Below are 26,527 nucleotides of genomic sequence, written 5' to 3'. Positions count from 1 at the left end.
AGAAAGCTGAGTCCCACCGGAAGTGGCCACACTCAAAACTGAGCATGGTCAGATTCTATTCCCTCGAAGGACACACCATGTCTCTCGCACCCCAGCCCCCCGGACGGCGCGAGCGGAACAAGCGGCAGAAGCTCGAACGCATCACCGCCGCCGCCCGAGAACTCTTCGCCGAGCGGGGGATCGACGAGGTGACCACCCAGGAGATCGCGGACAAGGCCGATGTCGGCACGGGCACACTCTTTCTCTACGCCAAGACCAAGGCCGAGCTGCTCCTGCTCGTACAGAACTCTCGGTACGTCGAGTCCCTGGAACGCGGCCAGGCGCGCGCTGAGGAAGTCACTGACGCGTTGGACGCCGTGCTGACGATCGTCCGCCCGATCGTGGAGTGCAATCGCACGCAGGTCAACAACGGCCGCGCCTACCTACGAGAGATCGTCTTCGGCGACCCCACGGATCTCCATCACCGCGAGGCGCTGGACATCATCGAGCGAACGCGGACCGCCGTCACGGCCGTCCTGCGGCGGAAGGCGGGGATCCACGAGGACGAGGCTTTGACGCTGGCGCACGTCGTATCCGCCATCATGTTCGTCAGCCTGGCGTCGACGGCCCATGTCGAGTTGACCGTCGACGACATCGAGCGGGACATTCGGAAGCAGATCGGCGCTATCCTGCCTCGCTGACGCCGCCATCGGGGTGGCCCTGAACCAGCCGCTCGCGTTCGCCCCCCTTCGGCGAAGCCGGCGCCACCCGAGTGAACTCCACATCGCCGTGGTCCACGCGCTCTTCGTTCTCGTCGACGAGCACCGCCCGGACGCGGCGCCGTGATTCACGCGCGAGAGGAACGACTCCCAACGGCTCACCGATCGGCACGTGCTCCTCCCCCCACTGCTGCAACGCGATGAGCACGAGCTTCAGCTCCTCCCCCGCCGGGGTGAGCGCATAGGCGAAACGAGTACGCTGGCCGGGCTCGCGGTAGGCGACCTTCCGCAGGACCCCGTGCTCGACAAGACCGGCGAGGCGCGCGCTCAGCACGTCGGTGGCGATCCCGAGTCGATCACGGAACTCGGCGAACGTACGCCGGCCGAGGAACGCCTCCCGCAACAGGAGAAAGCTCCAGGGGTCACTGAGCACACCGAGACAACGCGTGATCGCACACGAACTGTCCAGGGCTTCAGCGAGCGCTCTTGACCGAGGAGGCATGATGAGAGCCTACTCTGGCTTGCCACGACCAAGCCAGGGGCGGCGTCACCATCCTCCCGAGCACCGTAGCCGTTTGACCTCCGCCGCCATCCTCCTACTCCGGTACGCGTCCCCCCTCCTCGACGTTCCCGGCTCTCCCGCCGCCTCCCCGAGCACTCCGTCGTGGGACGCCGTCCCCCGTGGGATCGTCCCGCGGCGGCGCCACCGGCACCGCGTCCCGGTGGGGGCTCTGCCCGTCGGGTCCGGACCGCACGCCGAGGGAGAGAGCGGCGGCCACGGCACAGAGCGCCGCGCCGCCCCACCAGGCGTACGTGTAGGTGCCGAACACGTCGCGGATGAGTCCGGCTCCAAGCGCCGCCGCAGCGGCTCCCAGTTGGTGGGAGGCGAAGACCCAGCCGAAGACGATCGTCCCGTGGTCTCCGAAGAGCCGCCGGCACAGAACCGCGGTGGGAGGGACAGTGGCCACCCAGTCCAGGCCGTACAACACGATGAACACCACCATGCCGGGATGCACGGAATCCGAGAGAAGCCACGGCAACGAGACCAGACCGGCCCCGCGGAAGACGTAGTAGCCGACGAGCAGCTTCCGGGGGTCGTACTTGTCGGTGAGCCAGCCGGAGGCAACTGTGCCGGCGATATCGAAGACTCCGACGGCTGCGAGGAGTCCGGCAGCGGTGGTCGTCGACATGCCGTGGTCATGGGCGGACGGAATGAAGTGAATACCAATCAGTCCGTTGGTGGTGGCACCACAGATCGCGAAGGCTACGGCGAGCCCCCAGAAGGAGCGGTGCCGTACGGCGAAGGCCAGTCCTCCGAGTGCGCGCCTGGTCGCGCCTCCGCTGGCCGGAAGCGGCGGCGCATAGGTCTCGTCCGCACCATACGGACGCACGCCTCTCTCCTCGGGGTGATCACGCATCACCAGCCACACAACGGGCACCACCAGCAGTGCGGCACCCGCGACCACCAGCGAGGCCGACCGCCACCCCGCGTTCTCGGCCAGATGAGCCACCACGGGCAGGAAGACGAGCTGTCCGGTGGCCGATCCGGCGGTGAGAACACCCATCACCAGCCCCCGACGGGTGTGGAACCACCGGTTGGTGACGGTCGCCGCGAGCACCAGGGCCATGGCGCCAGTGCCCAGCCCGATCAGCAGCCCCCAGAAGAGGAGCAGCTGCCAGGACGCGGTCATGAACACACTGCCACCGGCGCCCAGAGCCACCAGCGACAGAGCAGCCGCGACGACCTGCCGCACGCCGAAGCGGTCCATGAGCGCGGCGGCAAACGGTGCCGTCAGGCCGTAGAGAACGAGGTTGATGCTCACCGCCAGCGACATCACGCTGGTCGACCAGCCGAACTCGTCGTTCAACGGCACCATCAGCGCACCCGGGGCGGCACGGAAACCAGCGGCCCCGATCAGCGCCAGGAACGTGACGGCGGCCACCGCCCACGCCGGATGAAGACCGCGTCGCCCACCCCTTCGCACTCGCCCCGACCGCTCGCCAGGAACTGACACGCCTCACGCCTTCCTGATCCACGGCTGTCCATGCCGAAGGCGGCAGGACATGACCGAGTAGGTGATCGGCTCCAGCGCCGCCGCGCGTCTCGTCACAGCGGGATCCACTGCTCGGAGTAGATCGGGTGGAGCACGCTGGGCGCTCCGCTGGACCAGAGGGCGAGGGCGAGAACGGCCGCCGCGGCCCAGAGGGAACCACGCCTACCGAGCCGGCGCGGCGACGTCGACCACGGCCCGAAGGGCGTCACCGTATGGGCCTGGGTTGGGTCACGAGAAGCGTGCTGGACGCGGTGGCGAGGACGCGTCCGTCGCGATCACGGATGTCGGCGTCCGTGAAACCGGCGCCGCGCCCCCTGCGGATGACCCAGCCGTGGGCGGTGACCATGCCCGTGTCGGCGGTGATCGGCCGCAGGAAGGACACCTTGATCTCCAGAGTCGTGTAACCGACCTCCGGGGGAAGGGTGGTGTGGAAGGCACAGCCGCAGGCCGTGTCGAGGACGGTGGCGAAGAAGCCGCCGTGGACGGACCCGATGGGGTTGTAGTGGGATTCGTCGGGCTCGGCGGTGAACACGACATCGCCCTCGTCGACGTTCACGATCCTCAGCCCGAAGAGGCTGCTGATCGGCGGATCGGGCAGGAGCCCCGCCTGGATCTGCCGAAGCTGCTCAAGTCCGGAGAGTGCGAAGAGTTTCTCGCGGTCGGGCTCCGGCGCGTGATAGCTGATGGTCTTCGTTCGGGCCGCTCGGCCACCGGTGGAGGTCATCGCTGGCGGGCGGTCAGGCGACGGGGACGGCGGGAGCGTCGACGAGCGCCGCGGCGCCGCCCTGAAGCCCGTCCAGCGATGCCGCGTTCGCCTCGTGGGGGACGCCGAGGGGGGTCGCGCTGACTTCGCTCAGCCGCTCGTACCCGTCGGTGCCGAGTTCGACATCGAGTGCGCCGAGGTAGTCATCGAGCTGAGCGAGGTTCCGCGGGCCGATGATCGGGACGGAGGATGTCGCCAGGCGCCGGGAGCGCTCGTTGACCCAGGCCACCGCGACCTGCGCGGGGGTGGCGCCGGCCTGTTCCGCGATGTCGATCACGGTGTCGACGACGGCGGTCTTCTGCTCGGTGGACTCGGTGTGTACCAGGCGATTCCAGTCCGTCAGCCGTCCCTTCTCGCCGTGCCGGTACTTGCCGGTGAGCAGTCCGCCGCCCAGCGGTGACCACAGGTTCACGCCGAGCCCGAGGGCCTCGGCCGCGGGCAGCAGCTCCCGGTCCGCGGTGCGCTCGACCAGGCTGTACTCGATCTGGATGCCGGTCACGGGGGCCCAGCCGGAGAGATCGGCGATCGCCGCGGCGCGGGATACCCGCCAGGCCGGGAAGTTCGAGAACGCCGCGTGGAGGATCTTGCCCTGGGACACCAGGTCGTCCAGCCCGCGCAGGAGTTCCTCGATGGGGGTGAGCGCGTCGGGGTAGTGCACCCACAGGATGTCGATGTAGTCGGTGTTCAGCCGTGTGAGGCTGGCTTCGACGGAAGTACGCAGGTTCTTGCGGCTGTTGCCGGTGCGCGAGAGGCCGCCTCCAGGGTGGGCGCCGACGGTGAACTTCGTCGCCAGCACCAGGTCGTCGCGGTCGGCGTGGATGAACTCGCCCACGAGCTGCTCCGACTGGCCAGCCTGATAGACATCGGCCGTGTCGATGAAGTTCCCGCCCGCCTCCACGAACCGCTCGAAGATGGCCTTCGCCTCCTCGCGCTCCGCACCGACCCCCCACCCAGTACCGAAATTGCCGGTCCCGAGGGCGTACTGCGAGACACGCAGCCCCGTCCGACGACCAAAAGTGGAATAGCGCATGGGAACGAGCCCTCTCAGACGAAACGGCAGCCAGGTTGGCATCCCCAAGCTAACTAGCTAAGTTTGGCATGGCAAGTCAGCCGCTGTCGCAGGAGGCCGAACTCGATGAGTCCCGAGACGAACACGTCGCCGTCCACCGCGCCCGCGAGCCTGGGACGGAGCTGACCTGTAGACCATCCCTCAGCGGGGACAAGCAGCCGGGTGTCGCGCATCTGCGGCGAGGACGCCCTGGACGGCTGGCGACGCGTCGTCAACGGCGTGCACGAAGAGGGCGCGCGGATCTTCCCGCAGCTGTGGCATGTCGGAGCACGCCGACAAGCGGGTACGGGGCGCTATCCCGACGCACCGGTGACCAGTCCTTCCCGCCGGCAGCACCGGTCACCAGGACCTCTCCGTGCGAGGGCTTCACGCCGGCGTCACCGAGTGCGAGCACCGCGAGCGCCGCGGTGAACCCGGCCGTACCGATAGCCGCCGCCCGGAGCGGCCTCAGCGACACTCGGTCGCCGGGCGCGAACCGTAGTGAGGCGGAGTCCGTAACGGTGCCCACGACATCGACGCCGAGTGCCAGCGGCCAGGACTGAGCGACACCCGCACCGCTGAGAGCGGAGCGGTCCTTCTCGTGCACCGATGAGCACTTGCGCCTGTTGGCGGGCGCCGAGACATACGTCCACGCCCTCACCCGAAGTACCCTGACCGTCCACTGCTGCGCCTGAGCGCCCTCACCGAGGCGGTACCACCCGCCGTTGCTTCTAGGCTGACGGGCTCTCATGGACTGTCCTGTGATCCTTCTGACCGCGACGGCGCCACAACACGGTTCGGGCGCTTCTGCCGCCGTGTCCGCGGTAGCCGTAGACCTCGTCGTGCCACGGCAGTTGGGGTGGCCTGGCTGGTCGGCGCCGTCCGGCCGTGGCCGCTTCCCGCCGGCCCTCCACTCGCTCGGCGTCGCCGACACTCAGGCCACGCTGTCCGGAAACCGTCTCAGCGACAGCCGTTCCGCCCGCCACCCCCGTGAGCTGCCGACCCCGTACCGGATGCCTCCCCTCACGCTGTGGCCAACTCCCCTGCCCCGGTACCCACTGGCCGAGCGGCGTACTCGACCACCCGTGAAGGGGATATCGACATCACCGCTTTTAAGTCATGCGCTTGACTGACTGTCAGGAAACCCCTTTCACTGGGTTACGCACGATGACGGCAGCCCCAGATGAGGAGCGGTGGCGTTTCCCATGGCCAGTGGAACCTCCCGGTCGGACCGAGTCAGTGAGACGCGAAGAGCCATACTGACGGCGGCCGAGCGGCTGTTCGCCGAGCAGGGCGTGGTCGCTGTCTCCAGCCGGCAGATAAGCGAGGCGGCCGGCCAGGGCAACAACACGGCGGTCGGCTATCACTTCGGAGACAAGGCCGGCCTGGTGCGGGCGATCGTCAGCCGGCACGCGGACCAGATCGATGTGCTGCGCACCCGGATGCTGGCCGAGATCGGCGACTCCACCGACGTGCGGGACTGGTGCTCCTGCCTGGTGCGCCCCGGTACCGAACATCTCGCCGCCCTCGATGGTGCCAGCTGGTATGCGCGGTTCGCCGCTCAGATCATGACCGACCCCACCCTGCGCGCGAGCATGCTCGACGAAGTTCTCGGCCGACCCTCGCTCCAGCGCGCCCTTGATGGCTTGAAGCAATGTCTTCCCACGTTGCCACCCCAGGTCCTGGTGCTCCGCGCCGGTATGGCGCGTCTGCTTCTGGTGCACTCCCTCGCCGAGCGTGAACGGACTCTGGCTGAGGACACCCGTACCGCGACGGTGAGTTGGTCCGAGCACACCACCGCGCTTGTCGACGCGCTCGTCGGGCTGTGGCTCGCTCCCGCCACACCTGCCGTTGAGGGCACCGCCGACGCGTTCCTGGCGATGACGCGGACTCCGGAGGGTACCGCCACCGCACGGGGATGTCCGGACGCCGTTCCTTCCCGGATGCCCTCTTGAGCGCCCCGTCGAGCGTCCTCATCGTCGGCGCCTCCGCCGCAGGGCTCACCACCGCGGAGGCGCTGCGCCGGCGTGGCTACTCGGGTGCCCTGACGGTGCTCGGCGCCGAACCCCACATCCCATACGACCGACCGCCGTTGTCCAAGCAGCTTCTCTCCGGTCACTGGGACGTCACACGCACACGGTTACGGGTGCCTTCCGCTCTGGACGAGTTGGACGCGGACCTCCTGCTCGGTGAGCGGGCAGTTGAAATGGATACCGAGAACCTGACCGTCCACACCACGTCCTCGCGTGCCCTCCAGGCAGACCGCGTGGTCGTGGCGACCGGGCTGCGTGCTCGGAAGCTGCCGGGCCAGGACGGTCTCGCCAACGTCCACTGCCTGCGTACCGTGGACGACGCGTTGGCGCTTCGCGCGGCGATGCGGACCGCGACGCGGTTGGTTGTCGTGGGCGACGGTGTGCTGGGGAGCGAGATCGCAGCCACAGCCTGCGGCAGCGGGCTGGACGTCACCCTGGTGGGCCCGCAGCCGGCGCCCATGACCGGGCGGCTCGGCCCCGTGGTAGCGGCGCAGCTGGCCGCTCTGCACACCGAGCGCGGAGTACGGCTCCGCCCGGGGATCGCGGTGGACGGCCTGGCCGAGGACCGAGGCAGGGCCACCGGTGTGCGGCTGGGCACCGGCGAGGTCCTGCCGGCGGACGTGGTGGTCGTCGCCATCGGCGGCGAGCCGAACACCGCCTGGCTGGACGGCGGTCGGATGTGCACGGACGGTGGGCTGGTCTGCGACGCGTACTGCCGGGCGGCCGAGGGCGTCTACGCCGCCAGCGACGTGGCCCGCTGGCACCACCAGGGGTTCAACACCTATGTCCAGCTGGAGAACCGCACCAACGCCACCGAGCAGGCGATCGCCGTGGCCGGCGCGCTGCTGGGTGACGAGCGACCCTACTGCCCCGTCCCCTACTTCTGGACCGACCAGTTCGACGCCCGCATCCAGGTGTACGGCGTGCCCTCCGCCGAAGACGAGGTCGAGATCGCCGAGGGCAGTGTCGTCGAGCGCCGCTTCGTCGCCGTCTACCGGCGCAGGGAAGTGGTCACCGGTGTCCTGGGCTGGAACATGCCGAAACAGGCACGCCGCCTGAGACGGGACGTCATCCACGACTGGTCGGTCATCTCCCCGGCATAGACGCCCGCGGACCCGCCCACCTTCCTCCCGCAGGTGCGACTCCCCCCGCATGCCGCTGACATCCGCCGCGTCTCAGCGACGCGGGTCCGGTGCGCCTTCCCGGTGCCGGCCCCGCGACAGCCCCAACCCCACACGACGAAGGGACGCCATGATCGAGACCACGTCCTCGGCCTCGGCCGAGCTGCCACTCTTTCCGATGCCCCGCGCGAGCGGTTGCCCGTTCGACCCCCCACCACCGCTGCTGGAGCGCCAACAGGAGGGCCCCTTCACCCGCGTCAGCCTGTGGGACGGCAGTACCCCCTGGTTGGTCACCCGGTATGCGGAGCAGCGCGCGCTGATGGCGGACCCGAGGGTCAGCGCTGACATCACGCGGCCCGGGTACCCGAGTTCGGCGCCTGTCCCACCTCAGGGCAACACCATCGGGTTCATCCTGATGGACGACCCGGAACACGCCCGGCTTCGGCGGATGGTCACGGCGCCGTTCGCCATCAAGCGGGTGGAGGCGATGCGACCACGAGTGCGGCAGATCGTGAACGAACTCGTCGACGAGCTTCTGTCCGGTCCCAAACCGGTCGATCTGGTGGAGGCGTTCGCGCTCCCGGTGCCCTCCCTGGTGATCTGCGAACTGCTGGGCGTCCCCTACGCCGACCACGACTTCTTCCAGGAGAACAGCAAGACGATCATCAACCGGGATGTGACGCAGGAACAGCGGTTGGTCGCCCACGGCCGGCTGGCCGAGTACCTGGACTCCCTGGTGGCCGAGAAGTCGCGTCGGCCCAAGGACGACCTGCTCTCCCAGTTGGCCGAACGTGTCCTGGCCGGCGAGCTGACCCGGCTGGAGGCGGCCCAGATGGGTGTGCTGCTGCTGATCGCCGGTCACGAGACCACGGCCAACATGATCGCGCTTGGCACCCTCGCCCTGCTGCGGCACCCCGACCAACTGGCGGCGCTGCGCGAGACGGACGACCCCCGGCTCATCGCCGGGGCGGTTGAGGAGCTGCTGCGCTATCTGCATATCACCCACAGCGGACGGCGTCGCGTGGCGCTGGAGGACATCGAGATCGCCGGCGAGACCATCCGGGCCGGCGAGGGGCTGATCTTCGCCAACGATATCGGCAACCGGGATCCCCTGGCCTTCCCTGAGCACCCCGACCAACTGGACATCCACCGCGACGCGAGGCATCACGTCGCCTTCGGCTTCGGCGTCCACCAGTGCCTGGGCCAACCGCTCGCCCGGCTGGAACTGCACATCGTCTACGGAACGCTGTACCGGCGTATCCCCACCCTGCGGCTCGCCGCCGAGCTGGACGACATCCCCTTCAAACACGACGGATCGGTCTACGGCGTCTACGAGCTACCCGTCACCTGGTAGGCGCCGCGGAGGGAACGCGGTTCCGTCCCGCTCGCTCCCTCAACTGCCCGCTGTTCGCCAAGCGTTCACAAGAGACTGAGGAGTATGTATGAAGGTTTCCCTCGATCAGGACAGGTGCGTGGCCTCCGGCCAGTGTGTGGTGGCCGCCCCCGAGGTCTTCGACCAGCGTGATGAGGACGGCATCGCCGTCCTCATCACCGCAACCCCGGGTACAAGCGACGAGGAGGACGTCCGGCACGCCACAGCGGTTTGCCCGGCCCTGGCCATTCACATCGTGGAATGACGACATCCCGCTGAAACGGAGGCCCAGGGCGGTGAGCGGGCTTCGGCAGCCGTACCGGAGTCCACTTCTCCACACGGACTTTATCCCCAATTCGTGCGGGTCGAGGCTAGCCTCGACCCGCACGAGTTGTTTCTGGGGCCGGTAGGTCGGGGTCAGGCCCGGACTGCGGTAGACGTCGGCCTTCGCCTCCGGGTCCGCGGTGGCGAGGGTCGTGCTGATCGAGCCGAGCGGTTCGATCACGCGGTGGATCTCCTCCTTGGTCATTCTGCGCCGCGCGGAGACCTCAGAGACCCGGGCGAGCGCGGGGTGAGGGGCTACCCGCCGTCGTGGTCGCTGGAGGACCACCGCGGAATCGGCTCGTACGCCCGGACATCGTGGGCGGGAACCACGTGCAACCGGTCCGCCAGGGCGATGACGCGTAGGAGGCCCTCGCGCACCCGCGCCGGCTGGACATCCGCCAGCATCCGCAGCAACCTCGGCCGTTCCGCGCGGAGGGTCACACCCTCCCGCTGCCAGGTCAGGTCACCGATGAACGCGAACCGGCGGCCGTCCGGGAGGTTCACGAAGACCACGACTGACCCGTCCGTGTGCCCTCCTGCCTCGACGACGACCACCGAGCCGTCCCGGTGGACGTCATGGCTGTGCGGAAAGCCGAGATACGGCGGTCCGTCGAACGTGTAGTGGTGGATCTCGCGTTGGTTCGCGATGTCACGGAACACCGCGGCGTCCTTCGCGCGTTCGACGTAGCGGCTCTCCGCCGGGTTCATCCAGATCGGCACGTCGAGGTCCGCCAGGCCGCTGACGTGGTCCCAGTGCGCGTGGGTGATGACGACGCCCCGCAGCCGTGCCATGTCGTAGTTCTTCGCCCGCAACTGGTCCAGAACCGTGGTGCCGAGTTCGTGCGGGGTACGTCTGTAGGACGGCATGGCCGCGATGTGGGTGTCGACGTTCGCACCGAACCCCGCGTCGATCAGCAGATCGCCTCCCGGATGCCGGACGAGCACGGCGGTTGCCGCGAACCTTCGGACGTCGCTGAGGGATCCACCGCGATAGGCCAGGAGCGCTCGATTCTCGTATGTTCCCGTCGGCAGCTGGTAGATCGCCATGCCGGCGGGTGGCTGTGCGGCCGGCAGCGGGTCCGTCCACGGCGCCGGCGCGGGCAACGGCGCGGGCCGGAAGGACCTGATCGCGAGGAGCGAGGCGGCGACGCCGGCGAACACGGCGCCGGCCAGCACGTAGATCACGACGCGTCACGCCCTTCCGAAACCGCGTCCGGCGTGGCTTCCGGCCGGCGCCGCAGGAAGAAGCGGTGGATCTCCTCGGCCGCCACGGATGTGCGCGCCTGGCCGACGTACAGCGACAGCAGCACGGTGAGCACCTCCAGCGCCGGCTGGTCGAGCCCGACGCGCACCGCGCGCTCCAGCTGTGTGGTGAGCCTGGTGCCGCCCACCCCCTCACAGGTCAGCGCGGTGAGGATCGCGGCACTACGGCTGCGGTCGTCAAGGGCGGGATCGTGCCACGCCGGGCCCCCCGCCGCGAGTATGGCCTCCTCGGAGAACCGGCTGCCGACCCGTTCCGAGAGCGCGCCGGGAGACTCGCTCGCGCTGACTCCGAGGGTCTCGGCGAAGACCGCGCCGCCACGTTCGGTCCGGGTGCGCAGCATGGCTGCTTCCTTTTCATGGTTCACCCCTCGATTGCACCTTCGGTCGCGGGCCGCGGTCCAACACCTGATCGGTATGGCGATACCCGGAGAGTATGGTTGTGGGGTGGTGGACCTGCGTTCTCTCGGCTACTTCGTCGCGGTGGCTGAAGAGCTCAACGTGGGCCGGGCCGCGAATCGGCTGCGCATGTCGCAGCCACCGCTGAGCAGGGCGATCCAGCGCCTGGAGCGCGAGCTGGGCGTCGAGTTGTTCACACGTTCCGCCCGTGGCATGGCCCTCACCCGGGCCGGTGCCACGCTGCTGCCGGAGGCACGCGAGGTACTGGCGCGCGTCGCGTCCCTGCCGTCCCTGATGTCACGGGCAGCCGGTGCGCGCAGCCTGACGATCGGGACGCTGGCCGACAGCGTGGACCGTGCCGGGCGCAGACTGATCGACACGTTCCGCTCCCGCCACCCCGGAGTGGACATCCGGATCGTCGAGAGCGACCTCAGCGACCCGACCGTGGGCGTCGGCCGGGGCCTCGTCGATGTCGCCGTCACGCGCGGTCCGTTCAACGCCGCCGGGGTCGTGGTCGCCGAGATCCGCCGGGACCCGGTCGGTGTCGTCATGAGGGACACGGACCCGCTCGCCACTCGGGAGCTGCTGCGCCTGGAGGACCTGCGGGACCGTCGCTGGTTCCGTCTCCCCGACACCGCCGACGCGCTGTGGCGGCGCTACTGGGCCGGCGGCCACACAACCGCGGAGGGAGCCGGCGCCGACATCACGGTGCGGACCGTACGGGAGTGTATTCAGGCCGTTCGGTGGTCGGATGCGATCGGGCTCGCTCCGATGACGATCAACCGGGCCCCCGGGATCGTCGTCGTTCCGGTGGCGGGCGTCGCACCCAGTCCGCTCGTCGTCGCATGGCGGCGTCGTGACCGAGGCCCGCTCGTGCACGGCTTCGTCGAGGTCATGACGTCCGCCGCCCGCGCCACGCGGCACGACCGTGGTGTGTCCGAGCCGTCCTTGGCCAGCGATGGAGTTCGGTCGGACCGGCCAGGAAGGGCACGGTGACAACGCGTGGCGCCCGGACTCTGGCAGCACACGGCAGCCAGCAGTGCCTGTCGCGTCGGTGCCGCCGGCTCGGCCCGCGGAGTTGGACCTGCTGGGAGACCGGTCCGTCACGTACGGGGACGGCTGACGCCGCGTGCCGCCGGCTCGTGAGCGATCCCGGGCGCCCCACGCCGCTGGACCTGGTGGATGGCGCCCTCGGCCGGCGCCCGTGACGGTGCCAAGTGGGGCCGGAGCGCCGTCACCGCCCGATGGCACGGGATCCCCCTCGGGCGGCGTCGTGTCGTGAGGCGCTGTCGGTGCGCGGCGGATGATCCGCCCCGGTCAACCGACCCGAGCCAGTTGCCACTGCTGGTTGGCGCCACCGTGGTCGGTGTACTGGACGATGTTGGCACCGTCCCCGGTGGCGGCATCCTGAACCTCAAGTGCCTTGCCACTGTTGCGGTTGATCAACCGCACATGCCCGCCACCGGAGTCCACGGCCCGGAACTGCTGGTTGGCGCCATTGTGATCGGTCCACTGCACGATGCCCGCGCCGTCGGCGGTCGACCAGTCCATCACATCGAGGACCTTCCCCGAGTGACGGGACCTCAGCCGGTGGTAACCGTCTCCCGAGACCACGAACTGCCATTGCTGCTGCGCCTGATCGTTCCGCGACCACTGAGTGACCCGCGCCCCGTCCTGGGTCGCCAGGTTGTACAGGTCCAACGCCTTGCCACTGTTCCTGTTCACCAGCACGTACCACGCCCCCGTGTCGATGCCGCCGGGGGAACCGCCGCTCACGCTGGTCACGAAAGTCGTGATGCTTCGCGCGGGCAGTGCCGCGGTGAAGCTGCCGTTGGAGACGTTCACGGTGCCCTGCGGCGCGACGTTCCGGCTGGCGTCGGTCAGCCAGTACGTGGCGCTGGACGCGGAGGTATTGGCCAGGGAGAACTGCTGGTTCACCGCGGAGGTGCCCTTGTTGATGGCGACGACGACGACGTTGGATTCGCCGCCCCGGTACGCCGAGACATAGAGGTTGGACGCCGGGTTCGCCGTCGCCTCGATCCGCACGTACCCGGGGCGGACGAAACGCGCGAACTGCGCCATGTTCGCGCCCCGCTTGCTGATCTGGCCATCCTCCCGCATGGGGCTGTAGCCCCGTCGGATGTACCACCACACATAGGCCTGGAACTCGGCATCGACCATGGCGCGGTGTATATGCTCCCCGACATCGAGCGCCTGGGGCCACAGATCCGCCGAGTCGCTGCTGTTGGGATAGTAGACCTCGGTCATCCACAGCTCCTTTCCCGCACCCCTCTGCTTGAAGAGGGGATAGGGGAAGTTCGAGAACTGCGTACCGTAGAGGTGCGCCCCGAGGATGTCCATATTGGCGAGCGCCTGGGCATCATTGAGGATCGGATCCGAGATGTTCTTCAGGTACTGGAAGGACTCCGGAGCGATGACACGGGTGTTGATCGAGCCCGCGTTCTCCCGCATGAAGCGGAGCATCTCGTTCGGGGTCCACCACGTCCAGTCGTGCGCGTAGTCGGGCTCATTCTGTACCGATATGGCATACAGATCCACCCCGTTGTTCCTGAGATGCGTGTTGAAGTCGTTCAGGTGCTGCGCATAGGCGCCATACATGTCGTACCTGAGGCGCTTCGCGTCGGTCTGACTCCCCCGGACGAATGTCTCGATCATGTGCGCCGGAGGGTTCCAGGGGGACGCGATGACGGTCGCACCCAGTTCGATGGCCCGCCGTGCCGTAGCCACGTCACGGCTCCAGTCCGCCTGGTTCTCGGGAACGGGGATTCGCAACACGGAGAAACCGAGTCGCCCCTCCCCGTTGCCGAACGCGGTATCACGCTGAGCAGCGGTCAGATCGCCGATCCAGGCCGCGTGAGCCATGCCTCCGAAGCCCCGGATCGTCTGCCGCTGAGCCGACGGGTCGATCACCGCGGTGGCGGCGACCGTCGCGGCCCTGGCCCCGGAGACGCCCACGGCGGAGGCCGCGGTGGTGAGGACCGGGAGGGTCCCCAGCGTCGTCAGAACGGATCTCCGACTCGGAGACCTACGCGGCGCACCATCGCGCCCGTTCTCGTCCTGCGTCATGTTCTTCTCCTAGTGGAAGTCAGCGCTGACGCGCACCTTTTTCGCCCACCCGACAGGCAGCGTTCCACACGCATTGGGAGCGCTCCCAAACATATCCATGATCTTCGACAGAACTGGTCGCCGAAGGACCAGAGAGCAGAAGTCTCCCCGAGCTCCAAAACACCACAGGGAGGCCACAAGAATCATGTGACCACCATCGGATGGCCAAGATCTTGACTGTTCCGCAAATTAACGTCCCGAAGAACTGCCGTCAAGCCCTCCCGGCATGAAGCCGGATGGAATTCCTTTTCTATACCGCCGAGCCGAAGGAAAGAGCTGGAGCCGTCGTCGACAGCGCCTAAACCCGACGCGGCACCGATGGAAACCTCGTGCCCGCGCGGCGCTCCGGGACGTGCCTCGGGATCGCCGCCACAGCGCGCCATTCGCGCCGGACCGTGACGGTCGGTGCCCGCCGGCCAGGGAACAGTCCACTGGTCCGTGACGGTGGAGACGTATGCGCCGACATCGCAGCCGTCGTTGCGGTCCCGGTGGTTCTCCTCGGGCCCACGTCCGTAGCAGTGGAGACCTTCGAGCGCGTCGGGTGCGTGTCGCGTGGTGTGGCTCCGAGTTGACCTCGAAGACCCCGATGTCGTGCACCCGCTCGGGATGCCCGTTCGGCGGCTCCTTCGGCGTGCCGCCCGTTCAAACGGGGTCAGCCAGAGCAAAGGCGCGTCCGCTCCGTCAGCCCGAGTGCAGGCTCCCGCTGCGGAAGGCGGCGACCCGGATCTCGCCCGTGACGAACCCCGCCGCCCGCACGGCCGCCCGCACGCCGGGAAGCGGATCGACCGCCCCGACGAGATCGCGATCCACCTCGACGCGGGCGTCCTCGCCGAGGTCGCGCACCCGCAGGTCCCGCACGCGCAAACCGGCGTCGGCGAGCGCGGCCCGAACGGCGATCTCCGCACGCGCCACCCGCGCCAGCCGGGGGGCGGTGACGGTCACTCCGTGCCTGATACGACTGGCCAGGCAGGGCGTGGCGGGCTTGTCCCAAGTGGGCAGCCGCCAGCGGCGGCTGAGCTCACGCACCCGGTGCTTGTTCAGCCCGGTGTCACGCAACGGTGTGTGGACGCCGTTCTCCTCGCCGGCGCGGATGCCCGGGCGGTGGGGGTCCACCGCGTCGTCGGCGTTGGTGCCGGTGGCCACCTCGGGGAAACCGTGCCCGCGGCCCAGAGCGGCGATGGTGCCCAGCACCTCGGACTTGCAGAAGTAGCCACCGGAGACGGGCACGGCGACGACGGGGCACCCGACCAGGCCGGCCGCCACGCTCGCCAGCGCCCCCTCCATCCCGGCGGCGACGACGACGGCGTCAGCCGCCTGGAGCCGCTCGCGGATCGCCAGCACCCGATCGAGGCCGGCGACCCCCACATCCGCGACCCCGTCGGCGCTCAGCCCCAGCGCCCGACAGACCGCCAGGGCCTCGGCGGCCACGGGCAGATCAGCGGTGCCGGCCGTCACGACGAGGACGTCGAAGGCCCGGGCGGGGCGGGCCTCCACACCAGGAGGCGGGCGGCGGCCTCGTAATGGCCACCGGGGAGAGCGTCCGTCACGGCGACGGCGGTGTCCTTCTCCACCCGGGTCACCAGGACTGGGCCCCGGTTGTTCGTCAGCAGGCTGGCGACGATGCCCCGGATCTGGCCCACGGACTTGCCCGGGCCGTAGACGACTTCGGGGACCCCCTGACGTCGCTCACGGTCGATGTCGACGTGGGCGTAGCCGAGCGGGAGCTGGCCGTGCGCGTCCGGCTGAGCCCGGTGGTCCTCCCAGGTGTGGGCACCCGGCTGCCCCGTCGGGGGTCGGGCCCCTTCCCCGGCCGTCTCTCGCGCGGCGGGCGGCCTCACGCCTGGCCCACCACATGGCGCTGCCGGCCGAGTCCTTCGATCTCCACCTCGACGAGGTCGCCGGCCCGGAGGTGGGGGAAGTGGTTCGCGCCGAACGCGGCACCGGCCGGGGAGACATCGTCGGCGACGGCGAAGCCAGCGATCACGGCGTCCGCGTCCTCCAGCCCCTCCGGCCCCTCCGGCATGAGGACGACGGGCCCGTCCGGTGCCGGTGCGCCGGTCTCCGCCGCGTGCGCCCGGTGGTTGAGCCCGACGCGGACGACCTTGCCAGGGCGGGCGACGGGTGCGCCGACGCGGAGTCCGTTGAGGTCGCGGCGTGGCAGGCGCCCCTCGGCGAGCGCTGAGCGAGTTCGGGCATGGCCGTCACCCGCCAGGAACGCCCCGTCGATGTCCTCCGTCAACTCCCTGAGGTCGAAGGCATTCCCGTCGTCGTCCAGCACGGCCGGACGCTCGGCGCCGGCGGGGCCCACTCGCGGATACCGCATCGTTCTCCCCCGCCGCGTACGTGGGGCCCCCGTGGCTCGGCGACGACCCCGGGCGCAGTCGCCGGAAAGATAGCAAGTCATCTGATGTATAGGAAGAGGCCAACCACGCCTCGGCCGAGGGAAGCCCTGATTGATGCGGCAATGTGGACGTGGATGACCCTCTTCGGATAGACATTCATCGCATGTATTTCTTTGACGTGAGCCCGCTCAGCCACCAGGCCGGGCAGGCGGCAACACAGGGCGCCCCGGAGGAGATCTGATGCGGGTCAGGTTGGACTACGGCAACCAGGGCCTGGACATCGAGGTGAACCGGGCGACGACCACGGTCGTCGAGCCGGTCCACCATCCGGCGGCGGAGGATCAGGAGGCGGTACTGCGGGAGGCGCTGCGCCACCCGGTGGCCGGGCCACCCCTGCGCGAACGGGTCCGGCCGGGCCAGACCGTGGCCATCGCCGTTTGCGACGGAACACGCCCCCAACCGCGCCACCTGATGGTGCCCGCCGTACTGGCCGAGTTGGCAGGCGTCGTTCGTCCCGAGGACGTCCTGATCCTGGTCGCGACCGGCACCCACCGGGGTGATTCGCCGGCCGAGCTGAGGCAGATGCTGGGGGACTAGATCGTCGACTCCTGTCATGTCGTCAACCACGACGCCCGCGACCGGGACCAGCTCGACTGGGTCGGAACCCTGGGCGCCGGCGTGCCGGTCCGGCTCAACAGCGCGTGGCTCGCCGCCGATGTCCGTGTCACCACCGGGTTCGTCGAGCCCCACTTCTTCGCGGGTTTCTCCGGCGGGCCAAAACTGGCCGCCCCCGGCCTCGCCGGGCTGGAGACGGTCCTGACGCTGCATGACGCGCGCCGCATCGGGCACCCCCGCGCCACCTGGGGCATCACCGAGGGCAATCCGGTGCACGACGATGTGCGCGCCATCGCGCGGGCACGGGCGTCACCTTCGCCCTTGACGTCATTCTCAACCGGGACAAGGACATCGTCGCGGCCTTTGGTGGTGATGTCCTCGCGATGCACGCGAGGGCCAGCGCCACCGCCAGGCGCACCGCGATGCGCCCGGTCCCCGAGCCGTTCGACATCGTGGTCACCACCAATTCCGGCTTCCCCCTCGACCAGAACCTCTACCAGGCGGTGAAGGGCCTCTCGGCCGCCCACCAGGTCGTCCGTCCGGGCGGGACGATCATCTGCGCGGCCGAGTGCCGTGACGGCTTTCCCGACCATGGCTCCTACCGGGACGTCCTGACGTCCGCGCCCTCCCCGCAAGCCCTCCTGTCGTCCATCCGGGCCCGGCCCGAGACGGTCCCCGACCAGTGGCAGGTCCAGATCCAGGCGCGTATCCAGGCGGACTGCGAGGTGATCATGCACACCAGCGGTCTCACGGACGATGAGCTGGCCGCCGTTCACCTGAGGCAGACCCACGACATCTCCGAGCTGCTCGCCGCCGCGGGATCATCCCGGGTCTGCGTCCTGCCGCAGGGGCCTCTGACGATCCCCTACCTGGCCGGCACCACCTGACCCGAGCGGCGATCGACGGCCGCCGCGCCCCACCCGCTCACGACGAACCCACGCGCGCCGGAGGCAAACCGGCGCGCACCGCCGGCAAGGTCTCACCATTGATTGGATGTATCTCATGCTCAAGCCCGGGCAGCGACCAAGAAATGCCAGGCAGGCGCCTTGGCAGTGGTGATGCGACATGGCAGGGTACGCATGTCCGAGCGAAACATCATATCTATTGCCCGTCTCCGGCGGGCGGAGCAGCTGACGTTCCGCCGGCACGCGGCGGCTCGCTGCCGGCGCACCCGATGAGGTTGGGGAAGGACCAGGTTCGGCCATGACAACCGCAGCGCAGACACCCGCTGATCAGCCCCCCGACGAGCGGGGAAGCCCGACGGGATGGCTTCGGGAGAGAATCTCCCACGCCGTCTCGGAGTTCACCGCTGCCAGCGCTCTCGTGCTCCTCTTCATTGTGCTGAGCTTCGCCAGTCCGCACTTCCTCACGGCGGACAACCTCTTCAACATCGGCGCACAGACCGCTGTGATCGCGGTGATAGCGACCGCTCAGACGATGGTGATCATCACCAAGGGAATCGACCTCTCGGTGGGATCGGTGGCCGCACTCGCCGGTGTGATCGGTGCCATGGTCGTCCGGGACCTGGGATTCTCGCTCTGGGCCGCCACGGCGGTCGCCATCGCGGTGGGTGCCCTCGCCGGCCTGCTCAACGGTCTGCTGGTCACCGTGGCGCACGTGCCGCCGTTCATCGCGACCCTGGGCACCATGTCGGTTGCCCGCGGCCTGGTCTTCATCGTCACCGGTGCGGTCGGCGTCTACGGCCTGCAGGAGTCCTTCCAACTCCTGGGCAACGGCGAGTTCCTCGGGCTCCCGTTCGCCGTGGTCATCACGGCGGTCGTGGCCGTGGGTGCCGCGTTCCTCCTGTCCCAGACCCGCTTCGGCCAGTACACCTACGCCGTCGGGTCGAACCTGGAGGCGGCCCGCCGATCCGGCATCAGGGTCGGCCGTCATCTCACGTCGATCTACGTGCTGGCCGGCATGCTGGTCGGGCTGGGCGGGATGATCGCGGCGTCCCGGGTGAACTCGGGACAGCCGAACTACGGCATCGCGCTCGAACTCGACGTCATCGCGGCGGCCGTCATCGGCGGGGCGAGCCTCTTCGGCGGTCAGGGCCGCGTCATCGGCACGCTGATCGGGGCGTTCCTCATCGCTCTGGTGCGCAACGGAGCCGTGCTCCTGGACATCAGCATCCACTACCAGCAGGTGATCGTCGGCGTGATCATCTGGGCCGCCGTCTACTTCGACCAGTACCGCAGACGCCGCGCCCAGTCACGAAGTTGAGGCGCCCGACCCGCACCCCCCGGAAAGGACAGAGAACATGACATTCAGAGCTTCCCGACGCGCGAACGTCGGCGCGCCGGCCCGATCTCTTCTCGCTCTCGCTCTCACCGGCACCCTGCTGACCGCCTGTGGCGGCGTCGAGGTACGGGACAGCGACGGCGGGGGTGACTCGGACGGCGGCGACAGCCCGCAGGACGGTCCACTCGAACTGGCCGTGGTCCCCAAGGCCGTCGGACACGAGTTCTGGAACACCGTGCGCGCCGGCGCCGAGTGCGCCGCCGAGGAGGCGGGCGACGTCTCCGTCAGCTGGGACGGGGTCACCGCCGAGACGGACGTCGAGGGTCAGGTCAACCTGATCCAGAACTTCGTCACCCGCGATATGGACGGTATCGTCTACGCGGCGACCGACTCCGCCGCACTGACCCCCGCCACGCGGCAGGCGCTCAACGCCGGCATCCCGGTGGCGATGATCGACTCCGGCACGGACCCACAGCCCGACGAGGTCCCGCTGTTCGCCACCGACAACCAGAACGCCGCGACGGAGGCGGCGAACCTGCTCGCCGAGGAGCTGGGCGAGGGAGATCACGAGGTGGCGCTGATCGAGTTCCAGCCCGGCTCACAGACCAACACCGAGCGGGTGGACGGCTTCACCGCGGGCCTGGAGCAGCACGAGAACCTGACCCTCGTGGGCCAGCAGCCCAGCCACAGCGACGTCAACGAGGCCCGGCGGGTGACCGAGGACATCCTGTCCGCCAACCCGGACCTGGCGGGCATCTTCGCGGCCAACGAGCCCAGCGTGCTGGGCGCGGCACAGGCCGTCGAAGCCGCCGGCAAGTCGGGTGAGATCGTGATCATCGGCTGGGACGCCGCTCCCGACGAGATCGCGGGGCTTCGCAGCGGCCAGATATCCGCACTCGTCGTGCAGAACCCGTTCCGCATGGGCTATGCGGGCGTGAGTGCCATGGTGGATCATCTGCGAGAAGGGGCGGAGCTGGCATCGGCGGACACCGGAGTCACGTTCCTCACCCAGGAGAACCTCGACTCCGAGGAGGCCACCGCCGTGCTTGAGCCCAGCTGTGACAACCCCCCGGTGGACTGAATGAACATCGGAGGCGAACCAGCGACGCGCCCGGTGCCCGAATCGGCGGCCACCGGAGACGGGCCGGTGCTGGAGGCCCGCGGCATCGTCAAGCGCTTCGGTCATGTCGAGGCCCTGAGGGGCGCCAACCTGACCGTGGACAAGGCCGAGGTGGTCGCGCTCATCGGGGACAACGGCGCGGGAAAGAGCACACTCGTCAAGACGCTCTCGGGAGTCCACCCGCCGGACGGCGGCGAACTGCGCGTCGGGGGCCGATCGGTACGGTTCAGCTCGCCGCTGGACGCGCGCCGGCACGGCGTCGAGACGGTGTACCAGGATCTCGCCGTGGCCGACGACCTCAGTGTCGCGTCCAATCTGTATCTGGGCCGCGAGATCATCCGGGACGGCGTGCTCGGTCGCCTCGGTCTGCTCGACAAGGGCGCCATGCGGCGCGGAGCCGCCGAGGCCCTGAAACAACTCGGGGTGCGCATCCCGCGCGTCACCACCCCCATCTCCATGCTGTCCGGCGGACAGCGGCAGAGCGTGGCGGTGGCCCGTGCCATCATCTGGGCCACGAACGTGGTCATCCTGGACGAGCCCACAGCCGCCCTCGGAGTGGTCCAGACGGAGCGCGTCCTGGACGTCGTGCGGCGGGCGCGCGACGCGGGAATGTCGGTGGTCCTCGTCAGCCACAACATGCCCCAGGTGCTGGAGGTGGCCGACCGCGTCGAGGTGCTCCGCCTGGGCAGACGCGCCGCCCGCTTCCGCGCCTCGGAGGTCACCACCGACGATCTGGTGGCGGCGATGACGGGGGCCATGACCTACGAGGACGAGAACGACGACTGAGCGAACCCCTGCCACGGAGTTGGCAGGGGGACTCTCACAGGAGGGGGACTCTCACAAGAAGGAGGCCGGCCCCTCATCCCCGGGTGGAGAACGCGGCGGTGGAGGGCTGGCTGTCGAGGGCGGATGTGCTCTCCGGCCCCGCCGAGGGGCCGGCGTTCTCGGGTGGGTCCCGGTAGAGGGACTCCTCCACCCCCAACAGGTGAGCGGCCATGCGGATCTGAGCCCGTTCGCCGTCGCGGGCGATCAGGGCCCGCAGGATCTCCACATGCTCGTGGTGGGTCCGCTGGTCGGCCCCCTCCTCGTGCAGGCTGCGCCAGAGCCGCCCCCGCACGGTGCGCCCGGCGAACGCCTCGATGAGGCCCGCGAGCACGGGGTTGCCGGTGTGCACGGCGATGATGCGGTGGAAGGCGATGTCGGCCTCGATCAGCCGCTGATGATCCGGTGGCCCCGGCTGGTCGAGAATATCGGCACACTCGTCGAGCAGCCCTCTCGCCTGGGCGAGCGCCAACTCGGTGATCCTGGGGGCGGCGAGCCGTGCGGCCTCGCACTCCAGCAGCCGGCGAATCTGGTGGATGTTCCCGATGTCGCCCTTTCCCTGGAGATCGGCCAGGAACCCCATCGGTGACATCAGGCGGGCCGCGTCGAGGTTGGTGACATAGGTGCCGTCGCCCTGACGGGTGCTGACGATCCCGAGGATCGACAGCGCCGAGATGCCCTCCCTCAGCGACCCCCGGGAGACCCCGAGCGTCTCGGCCAGCTCCTTCTCGACCGGGAGGCGGTCCCCCGGACGGAAGACCCCGTCGAGGATCATCCGCTTGATGCCGTCTACCACTTCGTCCGCGCGGGACATGACCGATCTGCGTCCTCACTCCAGGCCAGTGTCACTCCTCAGAGCGGCGTCGCCGGTATCGCCCTGCTCCGTCCACCGTCGCCGCTGGCCGAGGTCCAGTAGTGACCGTGGGGGAAACGGTACTGGTCGACCGAGGCGCTCCGCATCCTGGTCGAGTAGCCGGGGGCGGTGGGGAGCACGTATCCGCTGCCACCACCGGCGTCCGTCACCACCGGCGGGTCGGTGAAGTGCTCGTGGAGATGGTCGACGAACTCCGTCACCCGCCCGGTGAGATCTCCGGAGATCGCCACGTAGTCGAGGACGGAGATGTGCTGCACCATCTCGCACAGCCCCACACCGCCGGCGTGGGGGCAGACCGGTACACCGAACTTGGCGGCCATCAGCAGCACGGCGACGATCTCGTTGACGCTGGCCAGGCGTCCGGTGTCCAGCTGGCAGAAGTCGATGGCCCCCGCCTGGAAAAGCTGCTTGAACATCACCCGGTTGTGGCAGTGCTCCCCCGTCGCGACCCCGACCGGGGCCACGGCCCGGCGCACCGCCGCGTGACCGAGCACGTCGTCCGGGCTGGTGGGCTCCTCGATCCACAGCGGGTCGAACCTGGCCAACTCCCGAACCCACCGGATGGCCTCGTCGACATCCCACACCTGGTTGGCGTCGATCATCAGATGGCGGTCGGGACCGAGGATCTCGCGAGCGATCGAGCAGCGGCGGATATCGTCCTCAAGGTCACCGCCCACCTTGAGCTTGACATGGCCGTACCCCGACGCCACCGCCTCCCGGCACAGCCGGGACAGCTTGTCGTCCGTGTAACCGAGCCACCCGGCGGACGTCGTGTAGGCCGGGTACCCCGTGCGCCGCAGCTCGGCGACGCGTTTCCCCCTGGTGCTCTCCTTGGCACGGAGGATCTCCAACGCCTCATCAGGCGTCAGCACATCCGACAGATAACGGAGGTCCGCGATCCGCACCAGCTCCTCGGGGGACGACTCCACGAGCAGCTGCCACAGCGGCAGGCCGGCCCTGCGTGCCACCAGATCCCAGGCCGCGTTCATGACCGCTGCCAGCGACAGGTGCACGACGCCCTTCTCAGGGCCGAGCCACCTCAGCTGGGAGTCGGAGGTCAGAAAGCGGTACACCTCCCCCATATCCGCCGCCATCGCGGACACATCCCTGCCGACCAACCGCTCGGCCTGCTGGCGGGCGGCGGCCACGACGATGTCGTTCCCCCGTCCGATGGTGAACGTGAGCCCGTGGCCGGCCAGCGGGCTCCCGTCCGGAGCCGTCGCGTCGGTGTGCAGGACGACATAGGAGGCCGAGTAGTCGCCGTCCTTGTTCATGGCGTCGGAGCCGTCCGCGGTGAGAGAGGTGGGGAAGCGGACATCCTCGACAGTCACAGCAGTGATCTGCGGCATGGAACTCGTCTCCAGCGGAACAAAGATCGGATGACTCGGAGTCTAGGCGACGCGTTTCCGGAGCGTCAACGAATCGTCCCGCCATCGGACGCCGGGGAGATCGCCGGCGTCCGACGGGCCCACCCCGCCGGCTCCCCGTTCGTGACGGGGACACGAACCACCTGCGGACAGCGAGTTTCCGCGCCGCGCCCCGCGCGAGAGCGACGGACCCACCACAGGCCCTGTGGCTGAGCCTCCACCCGTCATGGCGCACACCCGTCATGGCGCACACCCGTTGACTGAATACATCGAATGTTTGTAGGTTCACAGCGATCCCCCGGCACCCCCTCCGCCTCCGCCTCGCGCGTGCCGGCGGCGGGCAGGGCACGAGCCGCCCGCGACGTCAACAGTCCCTGGAGGACCGAGATGCCCCACCTTCCCCGCAGAAATGTCCTGATGGCCGGCGCCGCCGGTACCGGCGGCGCTCTCCTGCCGTTCCACTGGACCGCGACCGCCCGCGCGGCGAGCCAGCCCCCGGCGGCGGTCCGCGCCGCCGACGACCTCGCCCTCTGGTACGACGCGGGGGCCGGCGCCGACTGGCTGCGTGCCCTCCCCCTCGGCAACGGCCGGATGGGCGCCATGGTGTTCGGCAACGTCTCCGACGAGGTGATCCAGCTCAACGAGGACACCGTCTGGGCGGGCGGCCCCTATGACTCCGCCAACCCGCGTGGCGCCGAGCAACTCGCGGAGATCCAGCGCCTGGTCTTCGCCGACGACTGGGGTGCGGCTCAGAGCCTGGTCGACGAGGCGATGATGGGCGATCCCCCGGGCCAACTCGCCTACCAGCCCGTCGGCGATCTCCTCATCGACTTCGAGGCCGCGGGCGAGGTGACGGAGTATCACCGGAGGCTGGACCTGACCACGGCCACCGCCTCCACCACGTTCGTCGTCGACGGGGTGCGACACCAGCGGGAGACCCTGGCGAGCGCGCCCGACCAGGTGATTGTCATGCGCCTGACGTCGGATGCCGCCGAAGCGATCTCGTTCACCGCCCGGTTCGACTCACCGCAGCGCTCCGACGTCTCCAGCCCCAACACCACCACCGTGGCGCTGGAGGGGATCTCCGCCGACCAGGAGGGCGTCGCCGGATCGGTGCGCTTCCTCGCCCTGGCCCACGCGGTCGCCGAGGGGGGCCAGGTCTCCAGCACCGGCGGGACACTGACCGTCCAGGGTGCGAACAGCGTGACCCTGTTGATCTCCATCGGTTCCAGTTATGTCGACTTCCAGAACGTGGACGGCGACTATTCCGGCATCGCCTGGGCGCACCTCAACGCCGCCGCGGAGTCCTCGCACGCGCAACTGCGCGAGCGTCATGTGGCCGACTACCAGGAGCTGTTCGGTCGCACCAGCATCGACCTGGGCCGCACCGACGCGGCCGACCAACCCACGGACGTGCGGATCGCCCGGCACGCCGACACGGACGATCCCCAACTTTCCGCGCTGCTCTTCCAGTACGGCCGGTACCTGCTGATCTCGTCCTCCAGGCCCGGCACCCAGCCGGCGAACCTCCAGGGCGTGTGGAACGACCTGATGCAGCCCCCGTGGGACTCCAAGTACACCATCAACGCCAACCTTCCGATGAACTACTGGCCCGCGGACACCACCAACCTGTCGGAGTGCTTCGAGCCCGTCTTCGGGCTGATCGACGACCTCACCGTCAGCGGCGCCCGCACCGCTCAGGCGCAGTACGGGGCGGGCGGCTGGGTCACCCACCACAACACCGACGCGTGGCGGGGTACCTCGGTCGTGGACGGCGCGCTGTGGGGCATGTGGCAGACAGGCGGCGCCTGGTTGTCCACGCTGATCTGGGACCACTACCTCTTCACCGGGGACCGGGACTTCCTGGCCGCCAACTACCTCGCACTCAGGGGGTGCGCCGAGTTCTTCCTGGACACCCTGGTGGCGGAGCCGAACGAGGGATTCCTCGTCACCAACCCGTCCAACTCGCCGGAGTTGGCACACCACAACGGGGTCAGCGTGTGCGCCGGACCCACGATGGACAACCAGATCCTGGTCGACGTCTTCAACGGCGTCGCCCTGGCCAGCGAGGAACTGGGCGTGGACAGCGACTTCCGTGCCCAGGTCCTGGCGGCTCGGGACCGCCTGCCACCGATGCGTATCGGCTCCCGGGGCAACATCCAGGAGTGGATGGAGGACTGGATCGAGCCGGAGCGGACGCACCGGCATGTCTCCCATCTCTACGGGCTCCACCCCAGCAACCAGATCACCCGGGAGGGCACCCCGGAACTCTTCGAGGCGGCCCGCCGCACCCTGGAGATCCGCGGCGACGACGGCACCGGCTGGTCCCTCGCCTGGAAGATCAACTTCTGGGCCCGACTGGAGGACGGCAACCGCGCCCACGACCTGGTGGACTACCTGATCACGCCGGAGAGACTGGCGCCCAACATGTTCGACCTGCATCCACCGTTCCAGATCGACGGGAACTTCGGGGCCACGGGCGGTATCGCCGAGATGCTGCTCCAGAGCCATGCCGGCGAGCTGCACATCCTGCCGGCTCTCCCCGACGCCTGGCCCACGGGCAGCGTCCAGGGACTGAGAGGGCGAGGCGGACACACCGTGTCGCTCTCCTGGGAGGACGGCGAACCCACCGAGGCCAGGTTCGTCTCTGACCGGAACACCTCCATACGGCTGCGGGGCGGGCTGTTCACGCCCGGCCGGTCCGTCTTCGACTCCGCGGACGGCTCCCACCCCCGGCCGCGCGTCCGACGCGTCGGCAGTGACGCCGTCGAGGTGTCCATGACGGCCGGCCGCGAGTTCCTGGCGCGCCGCCGGTAGGACCGTCCCGAAGCGCACGAAGGTCGTCGGCGCCCCTGCTCAGGCTTCCCAGCTCTGGCCCGCGAGGCCCGGCGTCCGGCGGCAACTCGCCGCCATCCGGACACAGCCGACCCCGAACGTGACGCGGGTTC

At 69.3% G+C, this 26,527-nt stretch carries 23 protein-coding genes and 2 pseudogenes; 12 read left to right on the top strand and 13 right to left on the bottom strand.

Annotation, left to right across the window (positions count from 1 at the left end):
- Nucleotides 1-77 precede the first annotated feature (77 nt).
- Nucleotides 78-680 carry a TetR/AcrR family transcriptional regulator gene (locus K4G22_RS28405; RefSeq protein WP_228083322.1) on the top strand — a complete coding sequence of 201 codons (603 nt, stop codon included), beginning with the start codon at nt 78-80 and terminating at the stop codon, nt 678-680.
- Here the strand turns inward: K4G22_RS28405 and K4G22_RS28400 are convergent.
- From K4G22_RS28400 to K4G22_RS28385, 4 genes are all read right to left on the bottom strand, one after another.
- Nucleotides 664-1,131 (bottom strand): winged helix-turn-helix transcriptional regulator, encoded by a 468-nt coding sequence (locus K4G22_RS28400; protein WP_228083321.1) that lies wholly within the window; start codon nt 1,129-1,131, stop codon nt 664-666. The two genes, K4G22_RS28405 and K4G22_RS28400, sit on opposite strands and share 17 nt — an antisense overlap.
- Before the next feature lie 163 nt (nt 1,132-1,294).
- On the bottom strand, nt 1,295-2,641 hold the full coding sequence (locus K4G22_RS28395; RefSeq protein ID WP_322785144.1) for an MFS transporter: 1,347 nt from the start codon (nt 2,639-2,641) through the stop codon (nt 1,295-1,297).
- A 316-nt stretch (nt 2,642-2,957) separates the two neighbouring features.
- Entirely contained in the window at nt 2,958-3,476 is a 519-nt protein-coding gene (locus K4G22_RS28390) for a PaaI family thioesterase (RefSeq protein WP_228083320.1), read from the bottom strand.
- 13 nt (nt 3,477-3,489) lie between these two features.
- On the bottom strand, nt 3,490-4,587 hold the full coding sequence (locus K4G22_RS28385; RefSeq protein ID WP_228083319.1) for an aldo/keto reductase: 1,098 nt from the start codon (nt 4,585-4,587) through the stop codon (nt 3,490-3,492).
- A gap of 1,169 nt (nt 4,588-5,756) precedes the next feature.
- Between K4G22_RS28385 and K4G22_RS28370 the strand changes: the two genes are divergently transcribed.
- From K4G22_RS28370 to K4G22_RS28355, 4 genes are all read left to right on the top strand, one after another.
- The gene (locus tag K4G22_RS28370; RefSeq protein WP_322785143.1) at nt 5,757-6,518 is read left to right on the top strand and encodes a TetR/AcrR family transcriptional regulator; all 762 of its coding nucleotides are present in this window, start codon (nt 5,757-5,759) and stop codon (nt 6,516-6,518) included.
- Entirely contained in the window at nt 6,515-7,699 is a 1,185-nt protein-coding gene (locus K4G22_RS28365; RefSeq protein ID WP_228083318.1) for an NAD(P)/FAD-dependent oxidoreductase, read from the top strand. The genes K4G22_RS28370 and K4G22_RS28365 overlap by 4 nt, the downstream gene beginning before the upstream one ends.
- A gap of 148 nt (nt 7,700-7,847) precedes the next feature.
- Nucleotides 7,848-9,071 carry a cytochrome P450 gene (locus K4G22_RS28360; RefSeq protein ID WP_228083317.1) on the top strand — a complete coding sequence of 408 codons (1,224 nt, stop codon included), beginning with the start codon at nt 7,848-7,850 and terminating at the stop codon, nt 9,069-9,071.
- An 88-nt stretch (nt 9,072-9,159) separates the two neighbouring features.
- The gene (locus K4G22_RS28355) at nt 9,160-9,354 is read left to right on the top strand and encodes a ferredoxin (protein WP_228083316.1); all 195 of its coding nucleotides are present in this window, start codon (nt 9,160-9,162) and stop codon (nt 9,352-9,354) included.
- 314 nt (nt 9,355-9,668) lie between these two features.
- On the opposite strand, the gene K4G22_RS28350 is transcribed toward K4G22_RS28355, so the two are convergent.
- Both K4G22_RS28350 and K4G22_RS28345 read right to left on the bottom strand, forming a co-directional pair.
- Complete coding sequence (locus tag K4G22_RS28350) at nt 9,669-10,598, bottom strand: MBL fold metallo-hydrolase (protein ID WP_228083315.1); 930 nt, start codon at nt 10,596-10,598, stop codon at nt 9,669-9,671.
- Nucleotides 10,595-11,017 carry a hypothetical protein gene (locus K4G22_RS28345; protein WP_228083314.1) on the bottom strand — a complete coding sequence of 141 codons (423 nt, stop codon included), beginning with the start codon at nt 11,015-11,017 and terminating at the stop codon, nt 10,595-10,597. Before K4G22_RS28345 ends, K4G22_RS28350 begins: the two co-directional genes overlap by 4 nt.
- Here K4G22_RS28345 and K4G22_RS28340 point away from each other — a divergent pair.
- Nucleotides 11,016-12,068, top strand: a complete 1,053-nt coding sequence (locus tag K4G22_RS28340; protein ID WP_322785162.1) for a LysR family transcriptional regulator — start codon at nt 11,016-11,018, stop codon at nt 12,066-12,068. The two genes, K4G22_RS28345 and K4G22_RS28340, sit on opposite strands and share 2 nt — an antisense overlap.
- Nucleotides 12,069-12,392: 324 nt before the next feature.
- Here the strand turns inward: K4G22_RS28340 and xynC are convergent.
- The 5 genes and pseudogenes from xynC to K4G22_RS28310 all read right to left on the bottom strand — a co-directional run.
- A pseudogene (xynC, locus tag K4G22_RS32095) lies at nt 12,393-14,159 on the bottom strand (glucuronoarabinoxylan endo-1,4-beta-xylanase XynC); the annotation flags it as partial.
- A 182-nt stretch (nt 14,160-14,341) separates the two neighbouring features.
- Entirely contained in the window at nt 14,342-14,863 is a 522-nt protein-coding gene (locus tag K4G22_RS28325; protein ID WP_228083312.1) for a beta-galactosidase small subunit, read from the bottom strand.
- Between the two features lie 16 nt (nt 14,864-14,879).
- On the bottom strand, nt 14,880-15,692 hold the full coding sequence (gene larE, locus K4G22_RS28320) for an ATP-dependent sacrificial sulfur transferase LarE (protein WP_228083311.1): 813 nt from the start codon (nt 15,690-15,692) through the stop codon (nt 14,880-14,882).
- Nucleotides 15,650-16,036: a hypothetical protein gene (locus tag K4G22_RS28315; RefSeq protein ID WP_228083310.1), complete on the bottom strand. Its 387-nt coding sequence runs from the start codon at nt 16,034-16,036 to the stop codon at nt 15,650-15,652. Before K4G22_RS28315 ends, larE begins: the two co-directional genes overlap by 43 nt.
- On the bottom strand, nt 16,033-16,521 hold the full coding sequence (locus K4G22_RS28310; protein ID WP_228083309.1) for a fumarylacetoacetate hydrolase family protein: 489 nt from the start codon (nt 16,519-16,521) through the stop codon (nt 16,033-16,035). Before K4G22_RS28310 ends, K4G22_RS28315 begins: the two co-directional genes overlap by 4 nt.
- Before the next feature lie 259 nt (nt 16,522-16,780).
- Here K4G22_RS28310 and K4G22_RS28305 point away from each other — a divergent pair.
- The 5 genes and pseudogenes from K4G22_RS28305 to K4G22_RS28285 all read left to right on the top strand — a co-directional run.
- Nucleotides 16,781-17,347: pseudogene (locus tag K4G22_RS28305) on the top strand (lactate racemase domain-containing protein); the annotation flags it as partial.
- A gap of 191 nt (nt 17,348-17,538) precedes the next feature.
- Nucleotides 17,539-18,042 (top strand): nickel-dependent lactate racemase family protein, encoded by a 504-nt coding sequence (locus K4G22_RS28300; RefSeq protein ID WP_228084304.1) that lies wholly within the window; start codon nt 17,539-17,541, stop codon nt 18,040-18,042.
- Between the two features lie 436 nt (nt 18,043-18,478).
- Nucleotides 18,479-19,378, top strand: coding sequence for an ABC transporter permease (locus K4G22_RS28295; protein ID WP_228083308.1), 900 nt, complete (start codon nt 18,479-18,481; stop codon nt 19,376-19,378).
- Nucleotides 19,379-19,415: 37 nt separating this feature from the next.
- Nucleotides 19,416-20,477: an ABC transporter substrate-binding protein gene (locus K4G22_RS28290; RefSeq protein ID WP_228083307.1), complete on the top strand. Its 1,062-nt coding sequence runs from the start codon at nt 19,416-19,418 to the stop codon at nt 20,475-20,477.
- Nucleotides 20,478-21,302, top strand: coding sequence for an ATP-binding cassette domain-containing protein (locus tag K4G22_RS28285; RefSeq protein WP_228083306.1), 825 nt, complete (start codon nt 20,478-20,480; stop codon nt 21,300-21,302). It abuts the gene before it with no gap.
- Between the two features lie 73 nt (nt 21,303-21,375).
- Here the strand turns inward: K4G22_RS28285 and K4G22_RS28280 are convergent, their stop codons facing one another.
- Both K4G22_RS28280 and K4G22_RS28275 read right to left on the bottom strand, forming a co-directional pair.
- Nucleotides 21,376-22,152 carry a FadR/GntR family transcriptional regulator gene (locus K4G22_RS28280; protein WP_228083305.1) on the bottom strand — a complete coding sequence of 259 codons (777 nt, stop codon included), beginning with the start codon at nt 22,150-22,152 and terminating at the stop codon, nt 21,376-21,378.
- Between the two features lie 38 nt (nt 22,153-22,190).
- Nucleotides 22,191-23,561 carry an L-fuconate dehydratase gene (locus tag K4G22_RS28275; RefSeq protein ID WP_228083304.1) on the bottom strand — a complete coding sequence of 457 codons (1,371 nt, stop codon included), beginning with the start codon at nt 23,559-23,561 and terminating at the stop codon, nt 22,191-22,193.
- 405 nt (nt 23,562-23,966) lie between these two features.
- Here K4G22_RS28275 and K4G22_RS28270 point away from each other — a divergent pair, with 405 nt between their 5' ends.
- A complete protein-coding gene (locus K4G22_RS28270) occupies nt 23,967-26,396 on the top strand; it encodes a glycoside hydrolase family 95 protein (RefSeq protein WP_228083303.1) in 2,430 nt (809 codons plus the stop codon).
- Nucleotides 26,397-26,527 lie beyond the last annotated feature (131 nt).

This window comes from Streptomyces profundus, assembly GCF_020740535.1.
Lineage (GTDB): Bacteria > Actinomycetota > Actinomycetes > Streptomycetales > Streptomycetaceae > Streptomyces > Streptomyces profundus.
The sequence above is the reverse complement of the archived record's forward strand: the minus strand, read 5'-3'. Positions and strand labels throughout refer to the sequence as shown.

Bases quoted from the DNA above. Each gene is read 5' to 3' on its own strand.
- K4G22_RS28405 (WP_228083322.1), top strand. From the start codon at position 78: ATGTCTCTCGCACCCCAGCCCCCCGGACGGCGCGAGCGGAACAAGCGG.
- K4G22_RS28390 (WP_228083320.1), bottom strand. From the start codon at position 3,476: ATGACCTCCACCGGTGGCCGAGCGGCCCGAACGAAGACCATCAGCTAT.
- K4G22_RS28385 (WP_228083319.1), bottom strand. From the start codon at position 4,587: ATGCCAACCTGGCTGCCGTTTCGTCTGAGAGGGCTCGTTCCCATGCGC.
- K4G22_RS28360 (WP_228083317.1), top strand. From the start codon at position 7,848: ATGATCGAGACCACGTCCTCGGCCTCGGCCGAGCTGCCACTCTTTCCG.
- K4G22_RS28355 (WP_228083316.1), top strand. From the start codon at position 9,160: ATGAAGGTTTCCCTCGATCAGGACAGGTGCGTGGCCTCCGGCCAGTGT.
- K4G22_RS28340 (WP_322785162.1), top strand. From the start codon at position 11,016: ATGGCTGCTTCCTTTTCATGGTTCACCCCTCGATTGCACCTTCGGTCG.
- K4G22_RS28345 (WP_228083314.1), bottom strand. From the start codon at position 11,017: ATGCTGCGCACCCGGACCGAACGTGGCGGCGCGGTCTTCGCCGAGACC.
- K4G22_RS28310 (WP_228083309.1), bottom strand. From the start codon at position 16,521: ATGCGGTATCCGCGAGTGGGCCCCGCCGGCGCCGAGCGTCCGGCCGTG.
- K4G22_RS28300 (WP_228084304.1), top strand. From the start codon at position 17,539: ATGCACGCGAGGGCCAGCGCCACCGCCAGGCGCACCGCGATGCGCCCG.
- K4G22_RS28290 (WP_228083307.1), top strand. From the start codon at position 19,416: ATGACATTCAGAGCTTCCCGACGCGCGAACGTCGGCGCGCCGGCCCGA.
- K4G22_RS28285 (WP_228083306.1), top strand. From the start codon at position 20,478: ATGAACATCGGAGGCGAACCAGCGACGCGCCCGGTGCCCGAATCGGCG.
- K4G22_RS28280 (WP_228083305.1), bottom strand. From the start codon at position 22,152: ATGTCCCGCGCGGACGAAGTGGTAGACGGCATCAAGCGGATGATCCTC.
- K4G22_RS28275 (WP_228083304.1), bottom strand. From the start codon at position 23,561: ATGCCGCAGATCACTGCTGTGACTGTCGAGGATGTCCGCTTCCCCACC.
- K4G22_RS28270 (WP_228083303.1), top strand. From the start codon at position 23,967: ATGCCCCACCTTCCCCGCAGAAATGTCCTGATGGCCGGCGCCGCCGGT.